The following is a 20,863-nucleotide window of genomic DNA, read 5'->3' as shown; positions in this document are numbered from 1 at the left end:
GCGCTTTCTGCATAATTTCACTGTAACTGAGGACTTTTTTACTTCTTTAGATGGATTATGGGCTTCGCACGTATCCGGCTTAAGGCACAAATTATTCCTGAAATGTGCCCAAAATATCCGACTAATATGCTACAATTTAATCGAAATTTCCTCGCGAACCGAATAAAACCATATTAGAATTCGAAGGAGTGTGCCATTTGACAAAAGTATTCACCTTCCTGCTTTCGGTTGTCGTAGCAACCCTGCTGCTGCCGTTCTCTTCTCAGCCCATTCAGGCGGAGGCGGGCAGCGGCGCCTTGCAATGGGGGGAGGTCAAAACCGGAATCTACCAGCCTCTCCATCCCTATACACTGAATTGGTCTGGAAACGTTTTAGATCGGGGAGGCTTCGCGCTTTCTGAGCAGCGTACCACCGCCGAACCGACGGAAGCTGACTTTGTCATCAATCAGTACGGCGCAATCGGGGCTGCGTCAATCTTGAAATTGCCCAACGAACCGCTGACCGCCTCAACGTCCCGGGATCTTACGGGTTTTACGAATTCGTATACCTTAGCGGCGGGCGACATTTACCTAGTAATGCTCAGCGATGGCCGTTACGCGAAGCTTCAGATTGATCGACTGTCCCCTGAGAATGGGTCTTCCTACCAAAGCGTCTCCTTCAGTTATGTGCTGGAGCGGGAGGCTGCGGCACCCAGTACGATTACACCGGTGCAGGAAGTTCCCCCGGCAGTCCCCAAACCGGAATCCGCACCGACCCAACCCCCCGTCGCTCCGACGCCTGCACCAGTCTCGAAAGGTAAATCTTCCATTACGCTTACAATCGGCCAAAACTCCGCTATCGTACAGGGTAAGCAAACAACGCTGCAAGCGCCGCCGGCCGTCGTGAACGGCACCACGCTCGTACCGTTCCGCTTCCTGGCCGAAGCGCTAGGAGCCGAAGTGAAATGGGATGGGGCTGAGCAGAAAATCAGCCTAACCTCGGGCACACAGACGATCGAACTGTGGATTAACAAACCGACAGCGATGATCAACGGGGTAAGCAAGAAACTGGATGTTCCGCCAAGGATCATCGGTCAGTCAACACTCGTACCGCTCCGGTTCATCAGCGAAAATTTCAACCAGCAGGTGCAATTCGATCAAGCAACAGGTTCCATTACAATTTCAGGCGAATTGGCTGCTGCACTACCGAATCAGACCTCCGTTCAAAAGCCGGCGCAAGGACAAGGATTCGTTGTATCCATGTTCGGTAATTGGGATGTTCGAATCAAAGAGTCTTCGGCATCGGATCCGCAAAGCGGATCATTAAGCATCTATCAAGACGGCACCTACGCTATCAAAATGAGGCACCAAGGCGAGTATGCCGGCGTATGGAGCATCGCAAAGGAAAACGAGGTGGAAAACAACCCCTCCTCGCTTATTTTACACCGTGCTATGGAAGAGGCGGACTGGGCGGTTGTTCCGCTGACGGAAGGTAAGATTGAACTGCTCAGAAAAGGAGCCTATTCCAATAATGCTTTGTACAATACGAAAATTACGGTCTACTGGATACCGACTTATGAAGGTGTGAAAGCTTCCGACAATCCGGACCAAATTGACCAATTCGCGACGAAAGAATATGATTTCACGTCCTTCGTTGGAAACTACGATCTTTGGATCGAGGGCGGCGCGACAAATTTGTATTACAAGGATACGGGCAATTACGCTACACATGAATATAACCCAGGCGCCGATGGAGGCACCCTGACGATTCATGCGGACGGAACTTATACCTTTAAGACAAAGACAACGGTATCCGGGAAATGGCGGCCGTCTAAGGTCAATGAGGTATACGGTTATGAGTACTCCATCATTCTGGAGAACGGACCGGACGGTATTAATTGGTCGCTGCTATATAATGGAAACGGCAAAACAATGGTGGCCTACGACGCCGGTAAATGGGCGGACGGCAGCGCCATGTGGCTGCCCTATTATATTGCAAGCTTGAAGAAATAAGGGGAGAACCTCATTGACCAATAAATATTTGTACTTTAAGACGCTGATCGGTTTGTGCCTCATCCTGCTTCTGCTCCCGCTCGGGAAAGCCGGAGCCGCCTCCATGACGAGCTGGGGCGCCGTGCAGACAGGCACTTATGACTCGCCTAGTATATACACCTTGAATTGGTCGGGGAATGTTCTCGACAAGGGCGGTTTAAATCTGGCCCGACAGCAAATGGCGGGCGCAGCCGAAGCGGACGTTGTCATCGATTATAAAGGAAGCATAGGCGCAAGCGCGATCGCCGTGGTCGATGGCGAGACATTCGAAGCATCCACCTCCTTAGCCGGGCTCCGCTTCTCGAATACGCAGAAAGTCGGGAAGGGTACGATTTACGTAATTCAGCTGCACGACGGTAAATATGCGAAGCTTCGCATTGATCGGTATAACGAGGATTACAGCGGGGCCATTACGAAGGTGTTCTTCTCGTACGCAATCGAAACCGCCGGCGGGAATGCCGGCGGCGAATCGACGGTGCCGGAGAACCCGAAACCGGAAAAACCAACGCCGGAAAAACCAACGCCGGAAAAACCAAAACCGGAGAATCCGAAGCCGACGGAAGAAACAACGGTACTCGGTGATCCAAAGAAGGACCTAGAGCAAGCTATAGAAGTATACCAAGTCGTGGAAGGTCCTATCGTATTGCCTTTGAAGGCGGTCTCCGGGTCGCAATTTGATGTCTACCGATCGGATAATGGAGAGCCGTATGTTAAAATGAACGACTTCGCTTTAGATAAGCCGGAGTTCACGGATCATTACGCCTTCGCCGGGCACACCTATGTATACAGGCTTGCAGCTTACGACGAATCCGGCAAAGCCGTTTTTTCTAAACCGATAGTATACAAGGTGATCAAGAAGGAATCCTTATCGAGGCGAACCATTGAATTAAGTATGGGGAGCCGTCAAGCGGTCGTAAACGGGAAGGCGCATACATTGGATGCCGCTCCCACGACGCTAAACTATCGGACAATGGTGCCGCTGCGCTTCATTGGGGAGGCAATCGGCGCGAAGGTAGACTGGAATGGCGCGACACGCGAAATTACTATAGTACACGAGGGTCAGATCATTACCCTTGGGCTCGATAATTCCGTAGCGACCGTAAATGGCAAGACGGTGGTGATGGATGCTCCGGCCACTTCTATTCAAGGCATCACGATGGTTCCCGTTCGATTCGTAAGCGAAAATCTGAAACAGGAAGTCACGTTTGATAACAAGACTCGAAAAATTACAATCACCGGACAGAGTCAAACAGGCGGAACGGATGGAAAACCGGATGAACCCGACCCCGGCAAAGAGACTCCTCCAGACACAAAGCCGCCTGAGGAGCAGCAGCCGGAACAACCTGCAGACCCCGAAGATCCCAACCTCTCTTTTGTAGGAACATGGGAGTTGTGGATTCCTGGTGTCGGAACTGACGTGCCGGGCAGCGGTCAAGGCAAATACACACCGGGTGTGGCCGGCGGGCGGCTTGTGATCCGCGCCGATTCCACTTGGCAGTATACATTGGGGACGAACGTGTTCAAAGGAACATGGGGCCCGGCCGAGGTACAGGGTGAAATTACGCTTGCGAACTTCCAATACGGAGCCGATTGGAACGTACGATTTAACCGGGGCGTGTTCCAAGTATACACGTTGGGAATGTACTATGAAGGCACGAAGCAGTAACGATTCGTATGCAAGGGCGGTACCCCGCGGAGAACCACCATCGAAGCACCTCTAACGAGGTGCTTTTTTTTCATTACAGCAAGATTGGGAAAGTGGGAAGAAGCCGAGAATGTTACATTGTCATTAGCAAGCAACAAGGTTGACGTACCGGATGCCGGCGCGCGGACGGCGGTGAGAGGCAGTCCATGGCCATTGCGTAAGTTGACAATGATACAAATTCGAAAAGTGGAGGAAATGAAATGAACCAGGGCAGCAAGGCAAGGGAACGGAAATTATCGGCGGCAAGTCTAACCCGTTGGGCGGGCTTGTTTTTAGTATTAGCAGGGATATTATATATTCTCATCCAATTGATCCATCCAGCCGACGATCTGTCTTCCGTCAATTCGCAATTGTGGGTCATTGTCGCATGCTTGACCATGGTGATGTCCCTCTCTAGCCTGATCGGAATAACAGGGATCTACACTAGACAGGTGGAAGAGTCCGGTTGGCTCGGCTTGTTCGGATGGATCATGTTTGGCCTCTTTTGGTTAATTTCAGCGGCATTCAGCTTCGTTGAAGCCTTTGTTCTGCCGCTGCTTACAACGGATGCCCCGAAGTTCGTCGAGGGAATGACGGGGATCTTTGGTGGTACGAATAGCGAAGCGGACCTTGGAATTTTTCAGGCTTTAGCGCCGATCGCGGGAGTGATGTATATCTTAGGGGGGCTATTGTTCGGCATCGCAACATTTCGTGCCAAAGTTCATCCGCCTTTGGGCGCTGTCCTGCTCGCCGTTGCCGCCGTTGCGACCGTCGCAGCCGCCATCATTCCCCACCCATACGACAGAATATTGGCTGTGCCGATGGGGATCGCACAAATTTGGTTAGGAGTTTGTCTTTATTTCGAACGTAGGAGAATGAGCGAACACGGAGCAAGCAAATAAAATAGCGAACAAACCTCCACCGTTCCCCGTTCGAACGGTGGTTGTTCGCCGTTAGATCTGCTCCATGAAACGTAAATGATCTGTTCGGTCATCAAATCCGTTCCATGTGGAAGGTCATGAGTTGAAAAAATAAAATTTCTTTTTACCACGAAATCCTCCCCCTGCGTAATGGATGCGAGGGCTATCTATTCATTTCCACATCTGCACAAATTAAGCTTATCAGCAATTCTCCTCTTTCTAGGGTATAATGCAGGTATGGCTTGTGCATCGAAGGCGGGCCCTATAAGAAGGAGATCTTATGATATTCGAACAATTGCAGTTGATTCCCCCAATCCTTAAAGCGCTGGATAAGGAAAACTATACAAGTGCCACGCCTATTCAAGAGCAGGCCATTCCGCCGGTGCTGGCGGGCCGCGACTTGTTCGGCTGCGCCCAAACGGGGACCGGCAAGACCGCGGCGTTCTTGCTGCCGATCATTCAGCTTCTGAGCGCGCAGCAAGGCCGCCCGAACGGCAAACGCGCAATTCGCTCGCTGATTCTGACGCCTACGCGGGAGCTGGCGATTCAGATTGCCGACAACGCCAAAGCGTACGGATGTTTTACAAAGCTGCGCAGCGGCGTGATTGTAGGCGGCGTTTCGCAGCGGGCTCAAGAGCAGCTGCTGGAGCAAGGCGTGGACATTCTGATTGCGACGCCGGGCCGGCTGATCGACCTGATGAGCCAAGGGGTCGTGGATCTCAGTCATGTGCAAATTCTGGTGCTGGACGAAGCCGATCGGATGCTCGACATGGGCTTCATTCATGATATGAAACGGATCATTGCCAAACTGCCCGCTAAGCGGCAGACGTTATTTTTCTCTGCGACGATGCCGAGCGAGATTACGTCATTGGTCAATTCCCTGCTGAGAAATCCTGTAAAAGTTGAGATCACCCCGGTTTCCTCGACGGCGGAGAGAATTCAGCAGCAGCTCTACTTCGTAGACAAACCGAATAAACAGCAGTTGCTGATCGATCTGCTGCAGGATTCGTCGATCGCGAGCGCTCTGGTGTTCACCCGTACGAAGCACGGCGCGGATCGGCTGGTGCGCGGCTTGACCAAAGCGAAGATTACGGCGCAGGCGATCCATGGCGACAAGTCGCAGAACGCCCGCCAAGCGGCGCTGAATAACTTCAAGAGCGGAGCGACTCGCATATTGGTGGCGACGGACATTGCGGCCAGAGGCATCGACATCGACGAGCTGTCGCACGTGGTCAACTATAACCTGCCGAATATTCCGGAGACGTACGTCCATCGGATCGGCCGTACCGGACGTGCGGGCTTAAGCGGGATCGCGATTTCGTTCTGCGAGGAAGAGGAAATTCCGTATCTGAAGGATATCGAGAAGCTGACGAAGCAGACCATCCCCGTGATCGCGGATCATCCGTACCCCATGACGGGGACGGCGGCGATGGAAGCGAACAGAGTCGTCAGTGCGCCGCCGAAGAACGACGTTCGCAATAGCAGCGGAGGATCCGGCGGCCGCCGTCGCAGACGGCGACCAAGCGCCGGAAAGTAAAGCTGACTAAGAAAGGTCCGGAGCACCCGAGAGGGTGCTCTTTCCTTATGCCATGAAAGAGGGTTACGGTGAACCTTCGTTCGGTCCGATTTGACGGCTGCCTACCGCTCTTGAAACATCCCGTGGGCAGGGACGCGAACTTCAACGGTATGTCCTTGCGCGGAAACGATTTTCATTTCTCCGTGTAATTGGTGGGTGATAATCGCTTGCAGCGTGGGCAGCCCTAAACTTTTGACCTTGGTCGGATCGAAATCGTTCGGCAAGCCGCGGCCGTTATCGCTCACGGATAGGAAGATGTGCTCATCCGACTGCTTGCATCGAATTCGAATCTCCCCGGCGGCCGTCCCGGGGAAGGCGTGTTTGTGGCTGTTCATAACTAATTCATTCACGATCAAGGCAAATAATGTAGCCTTATTATAAGGGATGAAAAGATTATCCAAGTCTAGGCTGATTGTGATATTAGGTTTCACGTCAATCAGTTCGACGATTTCGTTGATGATTTCTTTGACATTGACAATGCTTCGGCCTAACTTGTTTTTGGACAATAAATTGTGAACCGTCGCGATGCTTTTGATGCGGGCAATAATGCTGTCGAGAATGTCGCTGATCGACTTTTCAGGGTCTGCTTTGACGAATTGTTTCTGTAGCGCGATCAACCCGACGATCGATTGTAAATTGTTTTTGATGCGGTGATGACTCTCTTGCAATAAAGCCGATCTTCCCATTAATCGGGTATCCTCGATCGCGATGGCCGCATGTCGGGCAAAGGCGGAGAGGTAGGTCAGTTCCTCTTTGGAGTACACGTAAAAATTTTCGTAATACATTTGGATAATGCCTGTAATTTGGGATCGAATCATAACCGGGATGCAAATCAAAGTTTTAACGTTCTCATTCGTTTCGAACAGGGAGTCGAATTCGCGATCGTGCTGGTTGGTATAATAAATATCTTGTTCCTTGGCGATGCTCATGAGCGCGCTTTTCTTTAATTTCGCTTGCAGCTCGGCTTTCTTTTTATACTCGAAATTTTCAATAATGCTTAAGGTCTCCTCGTCGATCAAGCTAATGGAGCAGCCGTCGGCGTTCATGACCTTCGTGACTTCCTTGGCCAACAGCATTAACACATCTTTGAGCTCGTACTCCGAGGTGAGATATTCCGCTGCTTTAAATACCGCGTTCAGCACGCTTTGCGCGTCCTCGTCTTTGTGCTCGTTCAAGCCTTTGTGCTTGTAATCGCCGATTTCCCGCAGTAAGATTTGAGGGTCGTTTTTGGCTGCGGCAGCCGATGTTTCATACGTGATCTTGCCGCCGGCCAAGACGGAGATACGGTCGGCGATTTTGATCGCTTCCTCCCACTGTTTGGTGACATAGAGGATGCTGCCGCCATTTTCTTTAAATTGCTTCATGATGGTATGGAGCTTCGCCGCGCTGACGGCAGACAGCCCGTCTAGCGGCTCGTGCATAATAATCAGTTCGGGCTGCTTGGAGAAGATGGCAGCGATATACACCAGTTTTTGATACTCTTCGGATAAATTTCTGACTTTCGTGTTCAGGTTCATCTGAAAATCTAGCTGAGTTAGTATTTCCGCAGCCCGTTCCCGTACTTTCTTCCAATGGATGAATGGAAGAAAGCTTCGTCTAGGCATACGGTTAAAGTTCAGGTTTTCCGCTACGGAAAAGTTTCGGATCAGCAATGGTTTATGATGCAGGATGGCGATTTTGTCGTAATCGAACCGGCCGTGGTTCAGGAGATTTTGGTTATACCATAGTTGCCCGCGAGCAGTGGAACCCTCTTGGAAACCAAGGAGAGATTGAATGAAAATGCTTTGTTCAGGGTTTTTGGCAAGCAAAGCGAGAATTTCGGATGAGCCGAGCGTGACATGAATATTCTCAATCGATCCGTCCGGGCTATGAAAGGTCAAATCTCGGATTTCCAAACGATTGGCGGACATAGGAATCCCTCCTACCGCAATGATAACATGGTATTTTGTTGCAGATCATCTTATAATATATTAGTGGTTAACTCCATCAGCATTTCCACACCAGGATTTGAAAGCGCATACTTCGAAGCCGGCTGCATTCGACACGAGACCTATATTAGAACAGGACAGAGGTGTTTCTATGGAAAAGAAATTACGCATCGTTCTTGCTGAAGATGAATACCTTGTGTTGCTAGGGCTAAAGTCTCTTGTTGAAGAGCTGGGACATGTTGTCGTCGGAGAAGCGACGGACGGTGTGAAGGCTGTGGAATTGGCCATCGAGCAGCAGCCGGATATTGTGATCGTAGACATCAATATGCCGAACTTGGACGGTCTGTCGGCAGTCAAACGAATCAATGAGAAGCTGTTCATCCCGAGCATTATTGTAAGTGCCTACTACGACGAGGATTTGATCAAGAGGGCTACCGAGGAAGGGGTCTTATATTATTTAATCAAGCCTGTCGATCAGAAGGACATTAAAATCGCCCTAAATATCAGCTTGGCCAAATTCGAGGAGTTCAAGAAGCTGCAAGAGGAGCTCAAGGACGCGAAGAAGGCGCTGGAAGCGCGTAAATATATAGAGAAGGCCAAAGGGATTGTCATGGAACGCATGAATATGAAAGAAGAAGAGGCCATGAAACATCTGCAAAAAATGAGCCGGGATCACAATCAGAAGCTTGTGGACGTAGCGAAAGAGCTGATCAAGGCGGATTCGTTGTTTAAGGCGAAATAATTTTTTGCAAAATGTATTGACAAAACCAAAACGCGGGTAATATGATATACACATATGAAGCGCTTTCAAGGTTGAAAGAACTCCTTGCTCATGACTGGTATAGGCGGCTTTCAATGTTGAAGCAGATTGATCTAATCCAATTGAATAACATGAAATTTTATACTTATGGTTGGTATAAGATTTCTGTTGGCTATGGGTGCCATTGTTGACTTGGAAGATGGGGTCTGATTGTAGACTGCATTTTCTATGGTCGACGTGGCGCCTTTTTTATTTACTCCAAAGGGGGGATGCCGGCCGGAATGCTGCGAAACCGCCGATTGTTGCTTGGGCACTCGTTCAAATCAAACAATAACCGCATTTGCGAAGGAAAACCTTTTAGGGGGATGAACATGAATAAGAACAAGAACAAGAAGCCTTTTTTGTGGGTATTCGCCTTAATCATGTCGATGGCCGTAATGGGAGTAGGCTGTTCAATGGAAAGTCCCGCCGGCGCGGTAGAAGAAACAGGATCGGCAGCGAAGTCCGGGGAGCAGTTGAAAATCGGGATGGCCTTCCAGGAAATGAACAACCCTTATTTTATTTCCATGCGCGAGGCGTTCGAAGAAGCGGCCGCCGCCATCGGCGCGGAGACGATCGTGGCCGACGCGCAGCACGATATTAATAAACAGACGAACGATATTGACGACATGATTCAGAAGGGCATTGATATTCTGCTGATTAATCCTGCGGACAGCGCCGGGGCGGAGACCGCCGTATTGGCGGCGAAGAAGGCTGGAGTGATCGTTGTGGCGATCGATGCACAGGCCAATGGACCGATCGACTCCTTCGTAGGCTCCAAAAACTATGATGCCGGCTACAAGGCAGGTCAGAAGATGGCGGAGGACCTCAAAGGGAAAGGGAACGTAGCCATTCTGGACGGTATTCCGGTCGTGCCGATTCTGGAGAGGGTACAGGGATTCAAGGATGCGATCGCGGAGTATCCGGACATCAAGCTGGTCGATACGCAGAATGGGAATCAAGATCGGGCGAAGGCGATGGCGGTCACCGAAAATATGCTGCAGTCCAACCCGGATTTGCAGGCGATCTTCAGCGTCAATGACGGAGGCGCCTTAGGCTCCTATGCCGCCATTGAAGCTTCGGGTCGAGACGTATGGCTGTATAGCGTCGATGGTCATCCGGAAGTCGTCGAAGCGATCGTCAAGGGCGGCGTGTTTAAAGCGACAGTGGCCCAGTTCCCAAGGGATCAGGTAAGAATCGGGTTAGGCATGGCGCTGGCGAAATATTGGGGAGCGAGCGTCGTTCCGGCCTCCGTACCGATCGACGTCAAGCTGCTCACGAAAGAGAATGCCGAAGGTTTTAGTTGGTAAAGTGCAGAGAGCGCTTCCGTTATTGTAATGGAAGCGCTCCCTGAATGAGGAGGAAGGTTACAACCATGGGGAATGTACTTGAGATTCAACGGATAACGAAGAAATTCCCTGGCGTCGTAGCACTAAACAATGTAAGCTTCGGCATCAAAAAAGGAGAAGTTCATGCCTTAGTAGGCGAAAATGGAGCGGGGAAATCCACGCTAATGAAGATTTTGTCGGGCGTATATCAACCTACTTCCGGGAAAATTTTGTTGGACGGCAAAGAAGTAACCTTCAGAGACCCGAAGGAAGCGCAGAACATGGGGATCAGCATTATTCACCAGGAGTTTAGCCTGATTCCCTATTTAAGCGGCGTGGATAATATTTTCCTGGGACGCGAGCTGACGAGGAGAGGCGGCCTGTTGCATAAGGCAAAGATGAGAGCCCAGGCCGATGCCGTCTTGCGAAGGCTCAATGCGGACATCCGTCTGGATAAACCGGTTGCCAGCTTAAGTGTGGCGAACCAACAGTTTATCGAAATCGCCAAAGCCGTCTCCATCGAAACGAAGGTTCTAATCTTCGATGAACCGACGGCAAGCTTAACAGGCAAAGAGATCACCAAGCTGTTCGAGCTCATCGATACCTTGAAACAAAGCGGCGTAACCATCATCTATATCTCCCACCACTTGGAGGAGATATTGGAAATATGCGATACGCTCACGTGCTTAAGGGACGGGGAGTTTGTCGGGACCAGAAATGTCCGCGAGCTGACCAAGCAAGATATCGTCAAAATGATGGTCGGGAGAGAGATCGAGAATGCTTATCCGGTGCGTCCCGCCGGTGGCGCGAAAGATGAGACGGTCGTCTTGGAAGTGAGGAAACTGAGCAACGCTCAGTTGAAAGACGTAAGCTTCTCGTTACGAAAGGGAGAAATTTTGGGCGTTGCCGGACTCGTAGGCTCGGGAAGAACGGAAACGGCAAGAGCATTGATCGGCGCCGATCAGGCGTCCGAGAAAGAAGTGTACGTGGGCGGCAAGAAGGCGGACATTCAATCTCCTACGGATGCTTTGGCTCACGGGATCTGTCTCATTCCCGAGAGCCGCAAAACCCAAGGATTAATTTTGGATATGACCGTGAAGAACAATATTTCCTTGCCGATGATCAAGGAACTGACGCACTTCCTAGGTCTTATCAATCATAACAAAGAGGAATCCGTAGCGGATCAATCGATCAAGGATTTGTTGATCAAGACGCCAGGCAGCAATCAAAAGGTGAAGCATTTAAGCGGCGGCAATCAGCAGAAGGTGGTTCTAGCCAAATGGCTGAACACGGGGTGCCATATCTTCATTTTCGACGAGCCTACGAGAGGGATCGATATAGGCGCCAAGGAAGAAATATATAAGCTGATGCGGCAGCTGGCCGATCGAGGAAACTCGATCATCATGATCTCTTCCGAGCTGCCTGAGGTGCTAGGTATGAGCGACCGGATCCTAGTGATGCATAAAGGGAAGATCATGGCGGAGCTATCGGGCGGGACCGTGACCGAAGAAGAAGTCATGATGTATGCAACAGGGGGGGAAGGACAGTGAACGGTACGAAATTCGAAACAACGAGCGCGGGCGTCATCGGCCAAAGACGGTACGCCGACCGGGTGAAGGGACTTTTCGAACATCCGGAAATGTTAACGTTCATAGGCTTTTTGTTCATCTTTATTTTTATGTCCATCATCAACAACGACTTTCTAGAAGCATCCAATATTTTAAATATTATCAGGCAAGTCTCCATCAATGGAATTTTGGCTGTAGGGATGACTTTCGTGATTTTAACCGGCGGCATCGATTTGTCGGTGGGCTCGGTCATGGCCTTCACGGGCACCATTATGGCGGGGATGATGCTGAATTATTCCATGCCGCCTGTGTTAGCGGTTTGCATCGGTATCGCATTAGGAGCGTTGCTAGGCTACATCAGCGGTTCCTTAACGGCTCATGTTCGGATCCCGGCCATTATCGTCACCTTGGCGATGATGGAAGTCGCGCGGGGCTTGGCTTTGTTGTACACGGGAGGCTATCCGCTTTCCGGTCTGCCGGAAGCTTTCAACTTCATCGGAAGAGGATATTTTCTTGGAATTCCGATGCCCGCCATTATTATGTTTGTAGTCTTTATCATTGCTTATATCATTTTGAACCATTTGCCGTTCGGGCGATATATTTACGCGATCGGCGGGAACGAAGAAGCCGTACGCTTATCGGGGATCAAAGTAAAAAAGTATAAGACGTTGGTTTATCTCATTAGCGGAATCACAGCAAGCATCAGCGGTTTAATTATGACGTCCAGGCTTTCGTCCGGGCAACCGATGGCGGGCGAAGGATACGAACTCGATGCCATTGCGGCGGTGGTGCTGGGCGGAACGAGTATTGCCGGCGGCCGGGGACATATCTTTGGAACGTTGTTGGGGGCATTGCTAATGGGCGTGTTAAGCAATGGCTTAAACCTGATGGGAGTCTCCCCGTTTGTTCAAAGAGTGTTGAAAGGCATCATTATCGTTGCGGCCATTTATTACAGCAGTTCGCGTCAAAAGGATTAAGCCGGGAACGAATAAAAACTAGATGGGGAGCGGATATCGATGACGAATTTACCGGAAACAATGAAGGCAGTTGTAGTGTACGGTCCGAGAGATTACAGGGTGGAAGAAGTAGCTCGTCCGAAGGCGAGAAAGGAAGAAGTCATCATCAAAGTAGAAGCTTGCGGGATCTGCGGCAGCGATATGAAGGCTTTCCAGGGCGGAGCGATGTACTGGGGAGGAGAAGATCCATGGTTGAAGGCGCCCGTCATTGCCGGGCATGAGTTCTATGGAGTCGTAGTGGAATTAGGCGAAGGCGCTGCCGACAAGTTCGGGGTAGCGATCGGCGATCGCGTCACGGCCGACCAAATCAATCCATGCAGAAAGTGCAGGTTTTGCTTGGAAGGCAAGTACTGGATGTGCCAAGTCCACAATATTTACGGGTTCCAGAAGGATGTTGCGGAAGGGGCCATGGCGGAATACATGCGGTTCAGCAGCACATCCAATATTTATAAAATTTCGGACGGGGTAACGGCAGACGAAGCTAGTTTGATCGAACCGATGGCGTGCGCCGTGCATGCCGTTCAGCGGGCAGGCATCGAATTCGAAGATGTCGTCGTGATGGCGGGAGCGGGCACCTTAGGGCTTTGCATGATCCAACTCATTAAACTGAAGACGCCTAAGAAATTAGTGGTCATCGATCTGAACGAAAAGCGGTTGGAACTCGCCAAAACGTTCGGCGCGGACATTACGATCAATCCGACGAAGGAAGACGCGCTCAAAATCGTCAATGATTTAACGGACGGTTACGGCTGCGACGTATACATCGAAGCCACGGGTTCGCCGAAAGGGGTTACGCAAGGGCTTCAAATGATTAGAAAATTAGGCAGATTCGTAGAGTTCAGCGTCTTCGGACAAGAGGTTACGACGGATTGGAGCGTCATCGGGGATAAGAAGGAAATCGACCTGCGCGGCTCGCACTTAGGTCCGTATACGTATCCGGTGGCCATCGATTTGTTCGAGCGAAAGTTAATTACGGCGGAGGGAATCATTACGCATCGCTTCGGATTGGAGGATTTCGCGAAAGCCATGGAGACGGCTCAAGGACCGGACGCCATCAAAGTTTCGTTAATCCCTCATTTGAACCGATGATCGTGCAGTACAGTGGAGGGGGACCGTAAGGTCCCCCTTATGTCGTATGGGGCGAAGGCGACGTGGGGACGTATCATTCCAGTTCGATCACTTTTACGGTTTCTCCTTCAATGAGTACGGGCTGGTAGTAGGTACTTGCGGGCAAATCCTTCCTGCCTTGCAGATTCTTAATGATCCAGTCCGCCGCGTCGCGTCCCATTTGTTCTTGGGGGTGCGTCAACGTCGTGAGCTGAATATTCGCGTTCTTGGCGATATAGGAATTGTCCTGACCGACGATGGAGAGATCGTCCGGAATGGAAATTCCTAGTTTTCTGCAGACGTTCACGACTTCCAAACCTACCTCGTCGTTGTAACAGACAAGCGCGGTCAGTTCGTCCCGATTGTCGCTCAGATACGCTTCCAAGTTCGCGGACAGGTTCGGTTTCGTATCCGTATCGAACGAGAGAACGTGCTCTTGCTGGAACCGCAATTTGGCTTCCCCGAGAGCTTTAATAAACCCCTTCATTCGGAATTTCCCTTGCAAATCATCCATTTTCGCGACGATGCCGATCTGGGTGTGTCCTTTGCTAATGAGCTCCCGGGTCGCGAGATAGCTGGATTGCACGTCATCCAGACAGAAGAACGGAACTTCCAACGCTTCGTAATAAGCATTGATCATGACGAAAGGAAGCTCCTGCTCCTTGAAAGACAGATAGTAAGCGATATTGGGGTTGTATACATTGCTTCGGGTGGGCTCTACAATCAGTCCGTCCACGCCGTAGGACAGCATCATTTCCAACGCTTTTCTTTCCTGGGCGATATCGTTATTCGTGCTGGCTAACAGCAAGGAATAATTATCTTCGTTTAATCGGCTTTCGATGCCGCGGATGATGGAGGGGAAGATGTAATCCGAGATATAGGTCGTGATGACGCCGATCGTCTTATTCGTGGCCTTGGATCCCGTTCTGGAACGATATTGGCTGCTGACATACGTGCCGGATCCCCGCTCGCTTCGCAGGAACCCTTCGTTGGATAAGTCCAGAATGGCTTTCCGAACCGTCTGCCGGCTAACATTATAGCTTTCCTGCAAAGCGAACTCCGAAGGGATTTTGTCGCCAACCTTGTATGTTCCAGAGAGGATATGTCTCTTGATATCTTCAATAATGAGCTGGTACTTTGGCTTCATGCAATCCACTTCTTTCATCGTTGTTCGGAACGGCAAAGTTGTACGTACACATTTTAACATAACGTTCGTGGAATGCAAGGGAGACTACCTCGTTTGTACACCCAGTGATTTAAATTTCGCACATATACGTAGTAAAACATCGTATTGACGTTCATTGACTCATGTAGGTATAACTATTGACCATCATTGACAAATGTACGTACAGAAACTATACTGATGCTGTCGGCAAATGAAACCGCCTTCTTACGGATGGAATCATACAGTTGTTCCGTCAAGTGGCCGATTCAACGGAAAGCAGCACGTGCAAGCATCGAATTTCTGTGCAAACCGCGACCAGAGAGGGGATAGATGTGGTCATGAACCATGTGGACTTGAGAGAAGCGATCACCAAGGGGGAAACTTCGCTTGGTATCGAGTTCGGATCTACGCGGATTAAAGCGGTGCTGATCGATCGTCGTTTCGAGACCATCGCATCAGGCAGCTATGAATGGGAAAATCTGTTGAAAGACGGATATTGGACGTACAACCAAGAGGATATTATCACAGGCCTCCAAACCGCTTACCGCGAAATGAAGCGGGAAGTGGAGCGGGAATATGGCGTTCCCTTGCGGACCGTCGGTTCGATCGGGTTTTCCGGCATGATGCACGGCTATATGGCATTCGATAGCGCAGGTACATTGCTTGTGCCGTTTCGGACTTGGCGCAATGCGACGACCGGAGCGGCGGCTAGGGAACTGACGCACTTGTTCCGATTCAATATCCCCGAGCGCTGGAGTATCGCGCACTTATACCAAGCGATATTAAACCAAGAGGAGCATGTGCCGCGCATTGATTATGTAACGACGTTAGCGGGGTATATTCACTGGCTGCTGACCGGCAAGAAAGTGATCGGCATCGGCGATGCTTCCGGCATCTTCCCTATAGATGAGTCAACCCATACTTACCATCCGACGATGGTCAAGCAATTCGATGAACACATCGCGGCCCGAGGCTACCCATGGAAGCTTGAGCAGGTACTGCCCGAAGTGCTTCTCGCAGGCGAGCAAGCCGGGGAACTTACGGCAGAGGGGGCCGCCATTCTGGACCCGGCCGGAGATCTGCAGTCCGGCATCCCGCTCTGTCCTCCTGAGGGCGATGCCGGAACAGGCATGGTTGCGACGAATAGCGTCAGGAAGCGTACAGGCAACATTTCGGTGGGGACTTCCATATTTGCAATGATCGTGTTGGAGAAAGAATTATCCAAGGTTTACCCCGAAATCGATATGGTCACGACGCCGAACGGCAGTCCGGTCGGCATGGTGCATGCCAACAACTGCTCCAGCGATCTTAATGCTTGGATGGGTTTGTTCCGTGAATTTTCCGAAGCTATGGGATACGGCGTAGATTCCGGCAAATTGTACAGCGTGCTGCTGAATAAAGCATTGGAAGGCGACCCGGACGGCGGCGGATTGCTTAGCTACGGCTATCTCTCCGGCGAGAATATTACGGGGATCGACCAAGGCAGGCCTTTGTTCGTTCGTTCGCCCGAAAGCAACTTTAATCTAGCGAATTTCATGCGAACGCACATCTTTACCGCTTTCGGGGCATTGAAGCTCGGCATGGACATTTTGACCGAAAACGAACAGGTGGCCATCGACACCATCTTGGCCCATGGCGGCCTCTTCAAAACCCCTGTCGTCGGACAAAAAATGTTAGCCGCAGCGCTGAACGTGCCGATCTCGGTCATGTCGACGGCCGGCGAAGGCGGTGCATGGGGGATGGCGCTTCTGGCTTCTTACTTGATCAACAAGGGGCCGGAGGAGCAGCTGGAGGACTTCCTTGAGCAGAAGGTCTTTAAAGATGCCGAAGGGCAGGAGATTGCTCCGGATCGAACGGATGTCGAAGGCTTCCAAGCGTTCATCCAACGATACCAAGCAGGGCTTCCCATTGAACAGGCAGCTGTAGACCATTTATTACAGAATTGGAGGAAATGACGTTGTTAGAGCAGTTGAAGGAAGAGGTTTATCAAGCGAATTTGGATTTGCCGAAGCATGGACTCGTGAAGTTCACTTGGGGCAATGCAAGCGGCATCGATCGGGACAGCGGTTTGTTCGTGATCAAACCGAGCGGGGTCAGCTACGAGAAGATGAAGCCGAGCGACATGGTCGTTGTAGATCTCGACGGCAAGGTCGTCGAAGGCGACATGAGACCTTCCTCCGATACCGCGACTCACGCCGTATTGTATAAGCATTTCCCGCAAATCGGCGGCATCGTGCATACGCACTCGACCTGGGCGACGATCTGGGCGCAAGCGGGACTGGATGTGCCTGTCATGGGAACGACGCATGCGGACACGTTCTATGGCGCCGTGCCTTGCGCACGGTTCTTAACCCAAGAAGAGGTTGACCGCGGGTACGAGGCGGAGACGGGCCGCGTCATTATCGAAACGTTCGAAAAGCGCGGATTGGATGTCATGGCGATCCCGGCCGTCCTGCTGCAGGGGCATGCGCCTTTCACTTGGGGGAAAGACGTGAAGAAGGCGGTCGAGCACAGCGTCGTGCTGGAGGAAGTGTGCAAGTTGAATCTGTATGCGCGGCAATTGAACCACTTCGCTAAAGAACTGCCTCAAGGCATTCTGGATAAGCACTACCTTCGGAAGCACGGGAAAGATGCCTATTACGGGCAGAAGTAATCATCTTATTCATTAATAAACCTAGAAAGAGGATGATCGAATTGGCATTAACAGCAGCGAAACAGTTCTGGTTTGTCGTAGGCTCGCAGCATTTGTACGGGGAAGAGGCGCTGGCCGAAGTAAAAGCTCACGCGCAAACGATGACGGATGCCTTGAATAATAGCGGCGTGCTCCCATATCCGATCGTCCTGCAGGATTTGGCTGTCAGCGCGGATACCATTACAAGCATCATGAAAGAAGTCAACTACCGCGACGAGGTGGCGGGCGTCATTACGTGGATGCATACGTTCTCGCCTGCGAAAATGTGGATTCGCGGTACGAAGCTGCTCCAGAAGCCTCTGCTTCACTTGGCGACCCAGTTCAATGAAAGCATTCCTTGGGCGACGATCGACATGGACTTCATGAACCTGAATCAGGCGGCTCACGGCGACCGCGAATACGGCTTTATCAATGCCCGTCTGAAGAAACAAAATAAAATTGTTGTAGGCTACTGGGAGCGCCCGGAAGTGCAGCGGCAGATTGCGGACTGGATGGACGTAGCAGTCGCTTATAACGAAAGCTTTAATATCAAAGTCGCTCGTTTCGGCGACAACATGCGCAATGTCGGCGTAACGGAAGGCGACAAGGTCGAGGCGCAAATTCAATTCGGCTGGACTGTGGACTACTACGGCATCGGCGACCTCGTGCAATACGTGAACGCCGTTACGGAGCAGGAAATCGATGACTTGATGGCTCAATATGCAGAGCTCTACGAATTCGATTACGGCACGTACAGCAAGGAAGCTTGGGAAGCGGCCGTCAGAATCCAAGCGAGCTACGAAATCGCGATCAAACGTTTCTTGGACGAAAGAGGCTATAACGCCTTCACGACGAACTTCGAAGATCTGCATGGCATGAAACAGCTTCCGGGTCTTGCCGTCCAGCGTCTGATGGCGCAGGGCTACGGCTTCGCCGGCGAAGGCGACTGGAAGACTGCGGCGCTCGATCGCTTGCTGAAGGTCATGAGCCGCAATCAAAACACCGGCTTTATGGAAGATTACACATACGAGATGGCGGCCGGTCAAGAAGCGATCCTGCAATCCCATATGTTAGAGGTCGATCCGTCCCTTGCAGGCAGCAAACCGAGAATCGTCGTTTCGCCGCTCGGCATCGGCGACCGCGAAGATCCGGCGCGTCTCGTATTCGACGGCAAGGCCGGCGATGGCGTCGTCGTATCCATGGCGGACTTCGGCACTCATTATAAATTGCTGATCAATGAGGTTACCGCATTCGAGCCGACGGTACCGGCACCGAACCTTCCGGTAGCGCGCGTCTTATGGACGGTGAAGCCGAACTTCCAAGATGGCGTGAAGGCTTGGATCGAGAATGGCGGCGGTCACCATACTGTTGTATCGCTGAACTTAACGACAGACCAAATCGTCACCTACGCGAAGCTTGTTAACTTGGAATACGTCGTCATCAAGTAATAGAAGGACAACCGTTTCTTCCGTGAATGGCAGCCCCGTTTACGGAGAAACGGTTTTTTTGTCGTTAGAGAATGTATAAGTTTCGCTGACTTCTTGATATAGTCAGATTAGTAAGATTTATAGCCGTAAAAGAGCAGTTTCTTATTCAAGGAGGCCAAGATGAACGAAACCGCAGCAGAGCTTCAGTTATTTGAGAACTTAAAGCCAGAATTGACATCGTTCTGTTATAGAATGCTTGGATCGATCGACGACGCGGATGATGCCGTTCAGGAAACCTTTATTCGCGTTTGGCAAAGGTGGGACACGTTCAGGCAGGAGTCCTCCTACAAAACATGGGTTTACCGCATTGCATCCAACGTATGTTTGGACAAGCTAAGACAGGCCAAACGCCGCATACGTCCCGTCGACCGATTCGAACCGGCGGAATCCATCGTCGAACCCCGCGAAATGCTTCCCGATTCATCTTGGATTTGGCCCGCCCCCGACGTTTCGGATAATCCGGAAGATATCTTTATTCGCAAAGATACCCTCCATCTCTGTTTTATTACCTTGTTGCAAACGCTGCCTCCTCGTCAACGCGCGGTTCTTATTTTGAAGGATGTATTCGAATGGTCTTCCAAACAGATCGCCGAAACGTTAGGCATGTCGCCGGCGGCGGTGAACAGCGCCTTGCAAAGAGCCCGAGAAACGATGGACCGGGAGAAGCATCGTTCCGAAGAGTTCAGCAGGATGAATGCCGAACCGGATCGCGAGCTGCTGTCGCGGTATGTGGAAGCCTTCGAACAATTCGATCTCGATGCGCTCGTAGCGTTGTTTCATGAAGAAGGCCAGATGTCTATGCCGCCGTTCCCGATGTGGGTGCGCGGCAAGGACGATTTGTTCAAGTTTTTCTCGCTTACGCGATGGCATTGCGAGGGGTCGCGGTTTTTGCCGGTTACGGCGAATGGCGGTTATCCGGCTTTTGCGCAGTATGTGCCAAGCCCTGAAGAGCCGTATTTGGTGCCGTGGGGGATTCATATCGTCGAAACAAGAGAAGAGAAAGTATTCCATGTTCAAAATTTCATTAACGCAAAATTATTTTCCCGATTTGGGCTCCCAGAGCGATTAGACCGATGAATATCTCCTTGGGTTGACGTCTATATAAGCGAGAAACAAAAATACATGAACGAGGTGTTCTTCAACATGGGAGCAAACCATCCAACGAAAGTAACCGTACAAACCGTCATTCAAGCGCCGGTAGAGAAAGTATGGAAATATTGGACCGAGCCGGAGCACATCATGAAGTGGTGTCAAGCTTCGGAGGAGTGGCATGCGCCGAAAGCGGAGAATGATTTGCGGGTCGGCGGCAAGTTCATGACGAGGATGGAAGCGAAAGACGGCAGCATGGGTTTTGACTTCTCGGGAGTTTACGACGTTGTAAAGCCGCATGAGGAAATTGCGTACACGATGGAAGACGAAAGGAAAGTCGAAATTATCTTCATGAATGAAGGCGACCGTACGAAGGTCGTGGAAACGTTCGACGCCGAAAGCTCCAACCCCGTCGAAATGCAGCAGGCAGGCTGGCAAGCGATTATGGACAGTTTCAAAAAATATACGGAACAAGCATAAAACACTATGGGCGCC

General features: G+C 51.0%; 16 protein-coding genes. 14 read left to right on the top strand and 2 right to left on the bottom strand.

Annotation, left to right across the window (positions count from 1 at the left end; genetic code table 11):
- The first annotated feature begins 197 nt into the window (after positions 1–197).
- The 4 genes from VE009_RS08055 (at position 198) to VE009_RS08040 (ending at position 6,171) form a co-directional block, all read left to right on the top strand.
- The gene (locus VE009_RS08055; RefSeq protein ID WP_325006876.1) at positions 198–1,991 is read left to right on the top strand and encodes a copper amine oxidase N-terminal domain-containing protein; all 1,794 of its coding nucleotides are present in this window, start codon (positions 198–200) and stop codon (positions 1,989–1,991) included.
- Positions 1,992–2,004: 13 nt separating this feature from the next.
- Positions 2,005–3,696 (top strand): copper amine oxidase N-terminal domain-containing protein, encoded by a 1,692-nt coding sequence (locus tag VE009_RS08050; RefSeq protein WP_325006875.1) that lies wholly within the window; start codon positions 2,005–2,007, stop codon positions 3,694–3,696.
- A gap of 239 nt (positions 3,697–3,935) precedes the next feature.
- Positions 3,936–4,616: a hypothetical protein gene (locus tag VE009_RS08045; RefSeq protein WP_325006874.1), complete on the top strand. Its 681-nt coding sequence runs from the start codon at positions 3,936–3,938 to the stop codon at positions 4,614–4,616.
- 298 nt (positions 4,617–4,914) lie between these two features.
- Positions 4,915–6,171, top strand: a complete 1,257-nt coding sequence (locus VE009_RS08040; RefSeq protein WP_325006873.1) for a DEAD/DEAH box helicase — start codon at positions 4,915–4,917, stop codon at positions 6,169–6,171.
- A 101-nt stretch (positions 6,172–6,272) separates the two neighbouring features.
- Here VE009_RS08040 and VE009_RS08035 read toward each other — a convergent pair whose 3' ends face one another.
- Positions 6,273–8,120 carry a histidine kinase dimerization/phosphoacceptor domain -containing protein gene (locus VE009_RS08035; protein ID WP_325006872.1) on the bottom strand — a complete coding sequence of 616 codons (1,848 nt, stop codon included), beginning with the start codon at positions 8,118–8,120 and terminating at the stop codon, positions 6,273–6,275.
- 169 nt (positions 8,121–8,289) lie between these two features.
- Between VE009_RS08035 and VE009_RS08030 the strand changes: the two genes are divergently transcribed.
- The 5 genes from VE009_RS08030 (at position 8,290) to VE009_RS08010 (ending at position 13,938) form a co-directional block, all read left to right on the top strand.
- Positions 8,290–8,880 (top strand): ANTAR domain-containing response regulator, encoded by a 591-nt coding sequence (locus VE009_RS08030; protein WP_325006871.1) that lies wholly within the window; start codon positions 8,290–8,292, stop codon positions 8,878–8,880.
- A gap of 299 nt (positions 8,881–9,179) precedes the next feature.
- Positions 9,180–10,247 carry an ABC transporter substrate-binding protein gene (locus tag VE009_RS08025; protein WP_325006870.1) on the top strand — a complete coding sequence of 356 codons (1,068 nt, stop codon included), beginning with the start codon at positions 9,180–9,182 and terminating at the stop codon, positions 10,245–10,247.
- Positions 10,248–10,312: 65 nt separating this feature from the next.
- Positions 10,313–11,815 (top strand): sugar ABC transporter ATP-binding protein, encoded by a 1,503-nt coding sequence (locus tag VE009_RS08020; RefSeq protein WP_325006869.1) that lies wholly within the window; start codon positions 10,313–10,315, stop codon positions 11,813–11,815.
- The gene (locus VE009_RS08015; RefSeq protein WP_414694799.1) at positions 11,812–12,810 is read left to right on the top strand and encodes an ABC transporter permease; all 999 of its coding nucleotides are present in this window, start codon (positions 11,812–11,814) and stop codon (positions 12,808–12,810) included. The genes VE009_RS08020 and VE009_RS08015 overlap by 4 nt, the downstream gene beginning before the upstream one ends.
- Positions 12,811–12,849: 39 nt before the next feature.
- The gene (locus VE009_RS08010) at positions 12,850–13,938 is read left to right on the top strand and encodes an alcohol dehydrogenase catalytic domain-containing protein (RefSeq protein WP_325006868.1); all 1,089 of its coding nucleotides are present in this window, start codon (positions 12,850–12,852) and stop codon (positions 13,936–13,938) included.
- A 73-nt stretch (positions 13,939–14,011) separates the two neighbouring features.
- Here VE009_RS08010 and VE009_RS08005 read toward each other — a convergent pair whose 3' ends face one another.
- Positions 14,012–15,103, bottom strand: coding sequence for a GntR family transcriptional regulator (locus VE009_RS08005; RefSeq protein WP_325006867.1), 1,092 nt, complete (start codon positions 15,101–15,103; stop codon positions 14,012–14,014).
- A gap of 356 nt (positions 15,104–15,459) precedes the next feature.
- Here VE009_RS08005 and VE009_RS08000 point away from each other — a divergent pair, with 356 nt between their 5' ends.
- The 5 genes from VE009_RS08000 (at position 15,460) to VE009_RS07980 (ending at position 20,848) form a co-directional block, all read left to right on the top strand.
- Positions 15,460–17,076: an FGGY-family carbohydrate kinase gene (locus VE009_RS08000; protein WP_325006866.1), complete on the top strand. Its 1,617-nt coding sequence runs from the start codon at positions 15,460–15,462 to the stop codon at positions 17,074–17,076.
- 2 nt (positions 17,077–17,078) lie between these two features.
- On the top strand, positions 17,079–17,774 hold the full coding sequence (locus tag VE009_RS07995) for an L-ribulose-5-phosphate 4-epimerase (RefSeq protein ID WP_325006865.1): 696 nt from the start codon (positions 17,079–17,081) through the stop codon (positions 17,772–17,774).
- A 41-nt stretch (positions 17,775–17,815) separates the two neighbouring features.
- Positions 17,816–19,240, top strand: a complete 1,425-nt coding sequence (gene araA, locus VE009_RS07990) for an L-arabinose isomerase (protein ID WP_325006864.1) — start codon at positions 17,816–17,818, stop codon at positions 19,238–19,240.
- 159 nt (positions 19,241–19,399) lie between these two features.
- Positions 19,400–20,356: a sigma-70 family RNA polymerase sigma factor gene (locus VE009_RS07985; RefSeq protein WP_325006863.1), complete on the top strand. Its 957-nt coding sequence runs from the start codon at positions 19,400–19,402 to the stop codon at positions 20,354–20,356.
- Between the two features lie 66 nt (positions 20,357–20,422).
- A complete protein-coding gene (locus VE009_RS07980; protein ID WP_325006862.1) occupies positions 20,423–20,848 on the top strand; it encodes an SRPBCC family protein in 426 nt (141 codons plus the stop codon).
- The last annotated feature ends 15 nt before the right edge of the window (positions 20,849–20,863 follow it).

Origin of the sequence: Paenibacillus sp. (genome assembly GCF_035645195.1) — a bacterium.
Taxonomy (GTDB): Bacteria; Bacillota; Bacilli; order Paenibacillales; family YIM-B00363; genus Paenibacillus_AE.
The sequence above is the reverse complement of the archived record's forward strand: the minus strand, read 5'-3'. Positions and strand labels throughout refer to the sequence as shown.

Excerpts from the sequence above, each read along its gene's own strand:
- VE009_RS08045 (WP_325006874.1), top strand. The coding sequence starts at position 3,936 with ATGAACCAGGGCAGCAAGGCAAGGGAACGGAAATTATCGGCGGCAAGT.
- VE009_RS08040 (WP_325006873.1), top strand. The coding sequence starts at position 4,915 with ATGATATTCGAACAATTGCAGTTGATTCCCCCAATCCTTAAAGCGCTG.
- VE009_RS08035 (WP_325006872.1), bottom strand. The coding sequence starts at position 8,120 with ATGTCCGCCAATCGTTTGGAAATCCGAGATTTGACCTTTCATAGCCCG.
- VE009_RS08030 (WP_325006871.1), top strand. The coding sequence starts at position 8,290 with ATGGAAAAGAAATTACGCATCGTTCTTGCTGAAGATGAATACCTTGTG.
- VE009_RS08025 (WP_325006870.1), top strand. The coding sequence starts at position 9,180 with ATGCTGCGAAACCGCCGATTGTTGCTTGGGCACTCGTTCAAATCAAAC.
- VE009_RS08020 (WP_325006869.1), top strand. The coding sequence starts at position 10,313 with ATGGGGAATGTACTTGAGATTCAACGGATAACGAAGAAATTCCCTGGC.
- VE009_RS08010 (WP_325006868.1), top strand. The coding sequence starts at position 12,850 with ATGACGAATTTACCGGAAACAATGAAGGCAGTTGTAGTGTACGGTCCG.
- VE009_RS08005 (WP_325006867.1), bottom strand. The coding sequence starts at position 15,103 with ATGAAGCCAAAGTACCAGCTCATTATTGAAGATATCAAGAGACATATC.
- VE009_RS08000 (WP_325006866.1), top strand. The coding sequence starts at position 15,460 with ATGAACCATGTGGACTTGAGAGAAGCGATCACCAAGGGGGAAACTTCG.
- VE009_RS07985 (WP_325006863.1), top strand. The coding sequence starts at position 19,400 with ATGAACGAAACCGCAGCAGAGCTTCAGTTATTTGAGAACTTAAAGCCA.
- VE009_RS07980 (WP_325006862.1), top strand. The coding sequence starts at position 20,423 with ATGGGAGCAAACCATCCAACGAAAGTAACCGTACAAACCGTCATTCAA.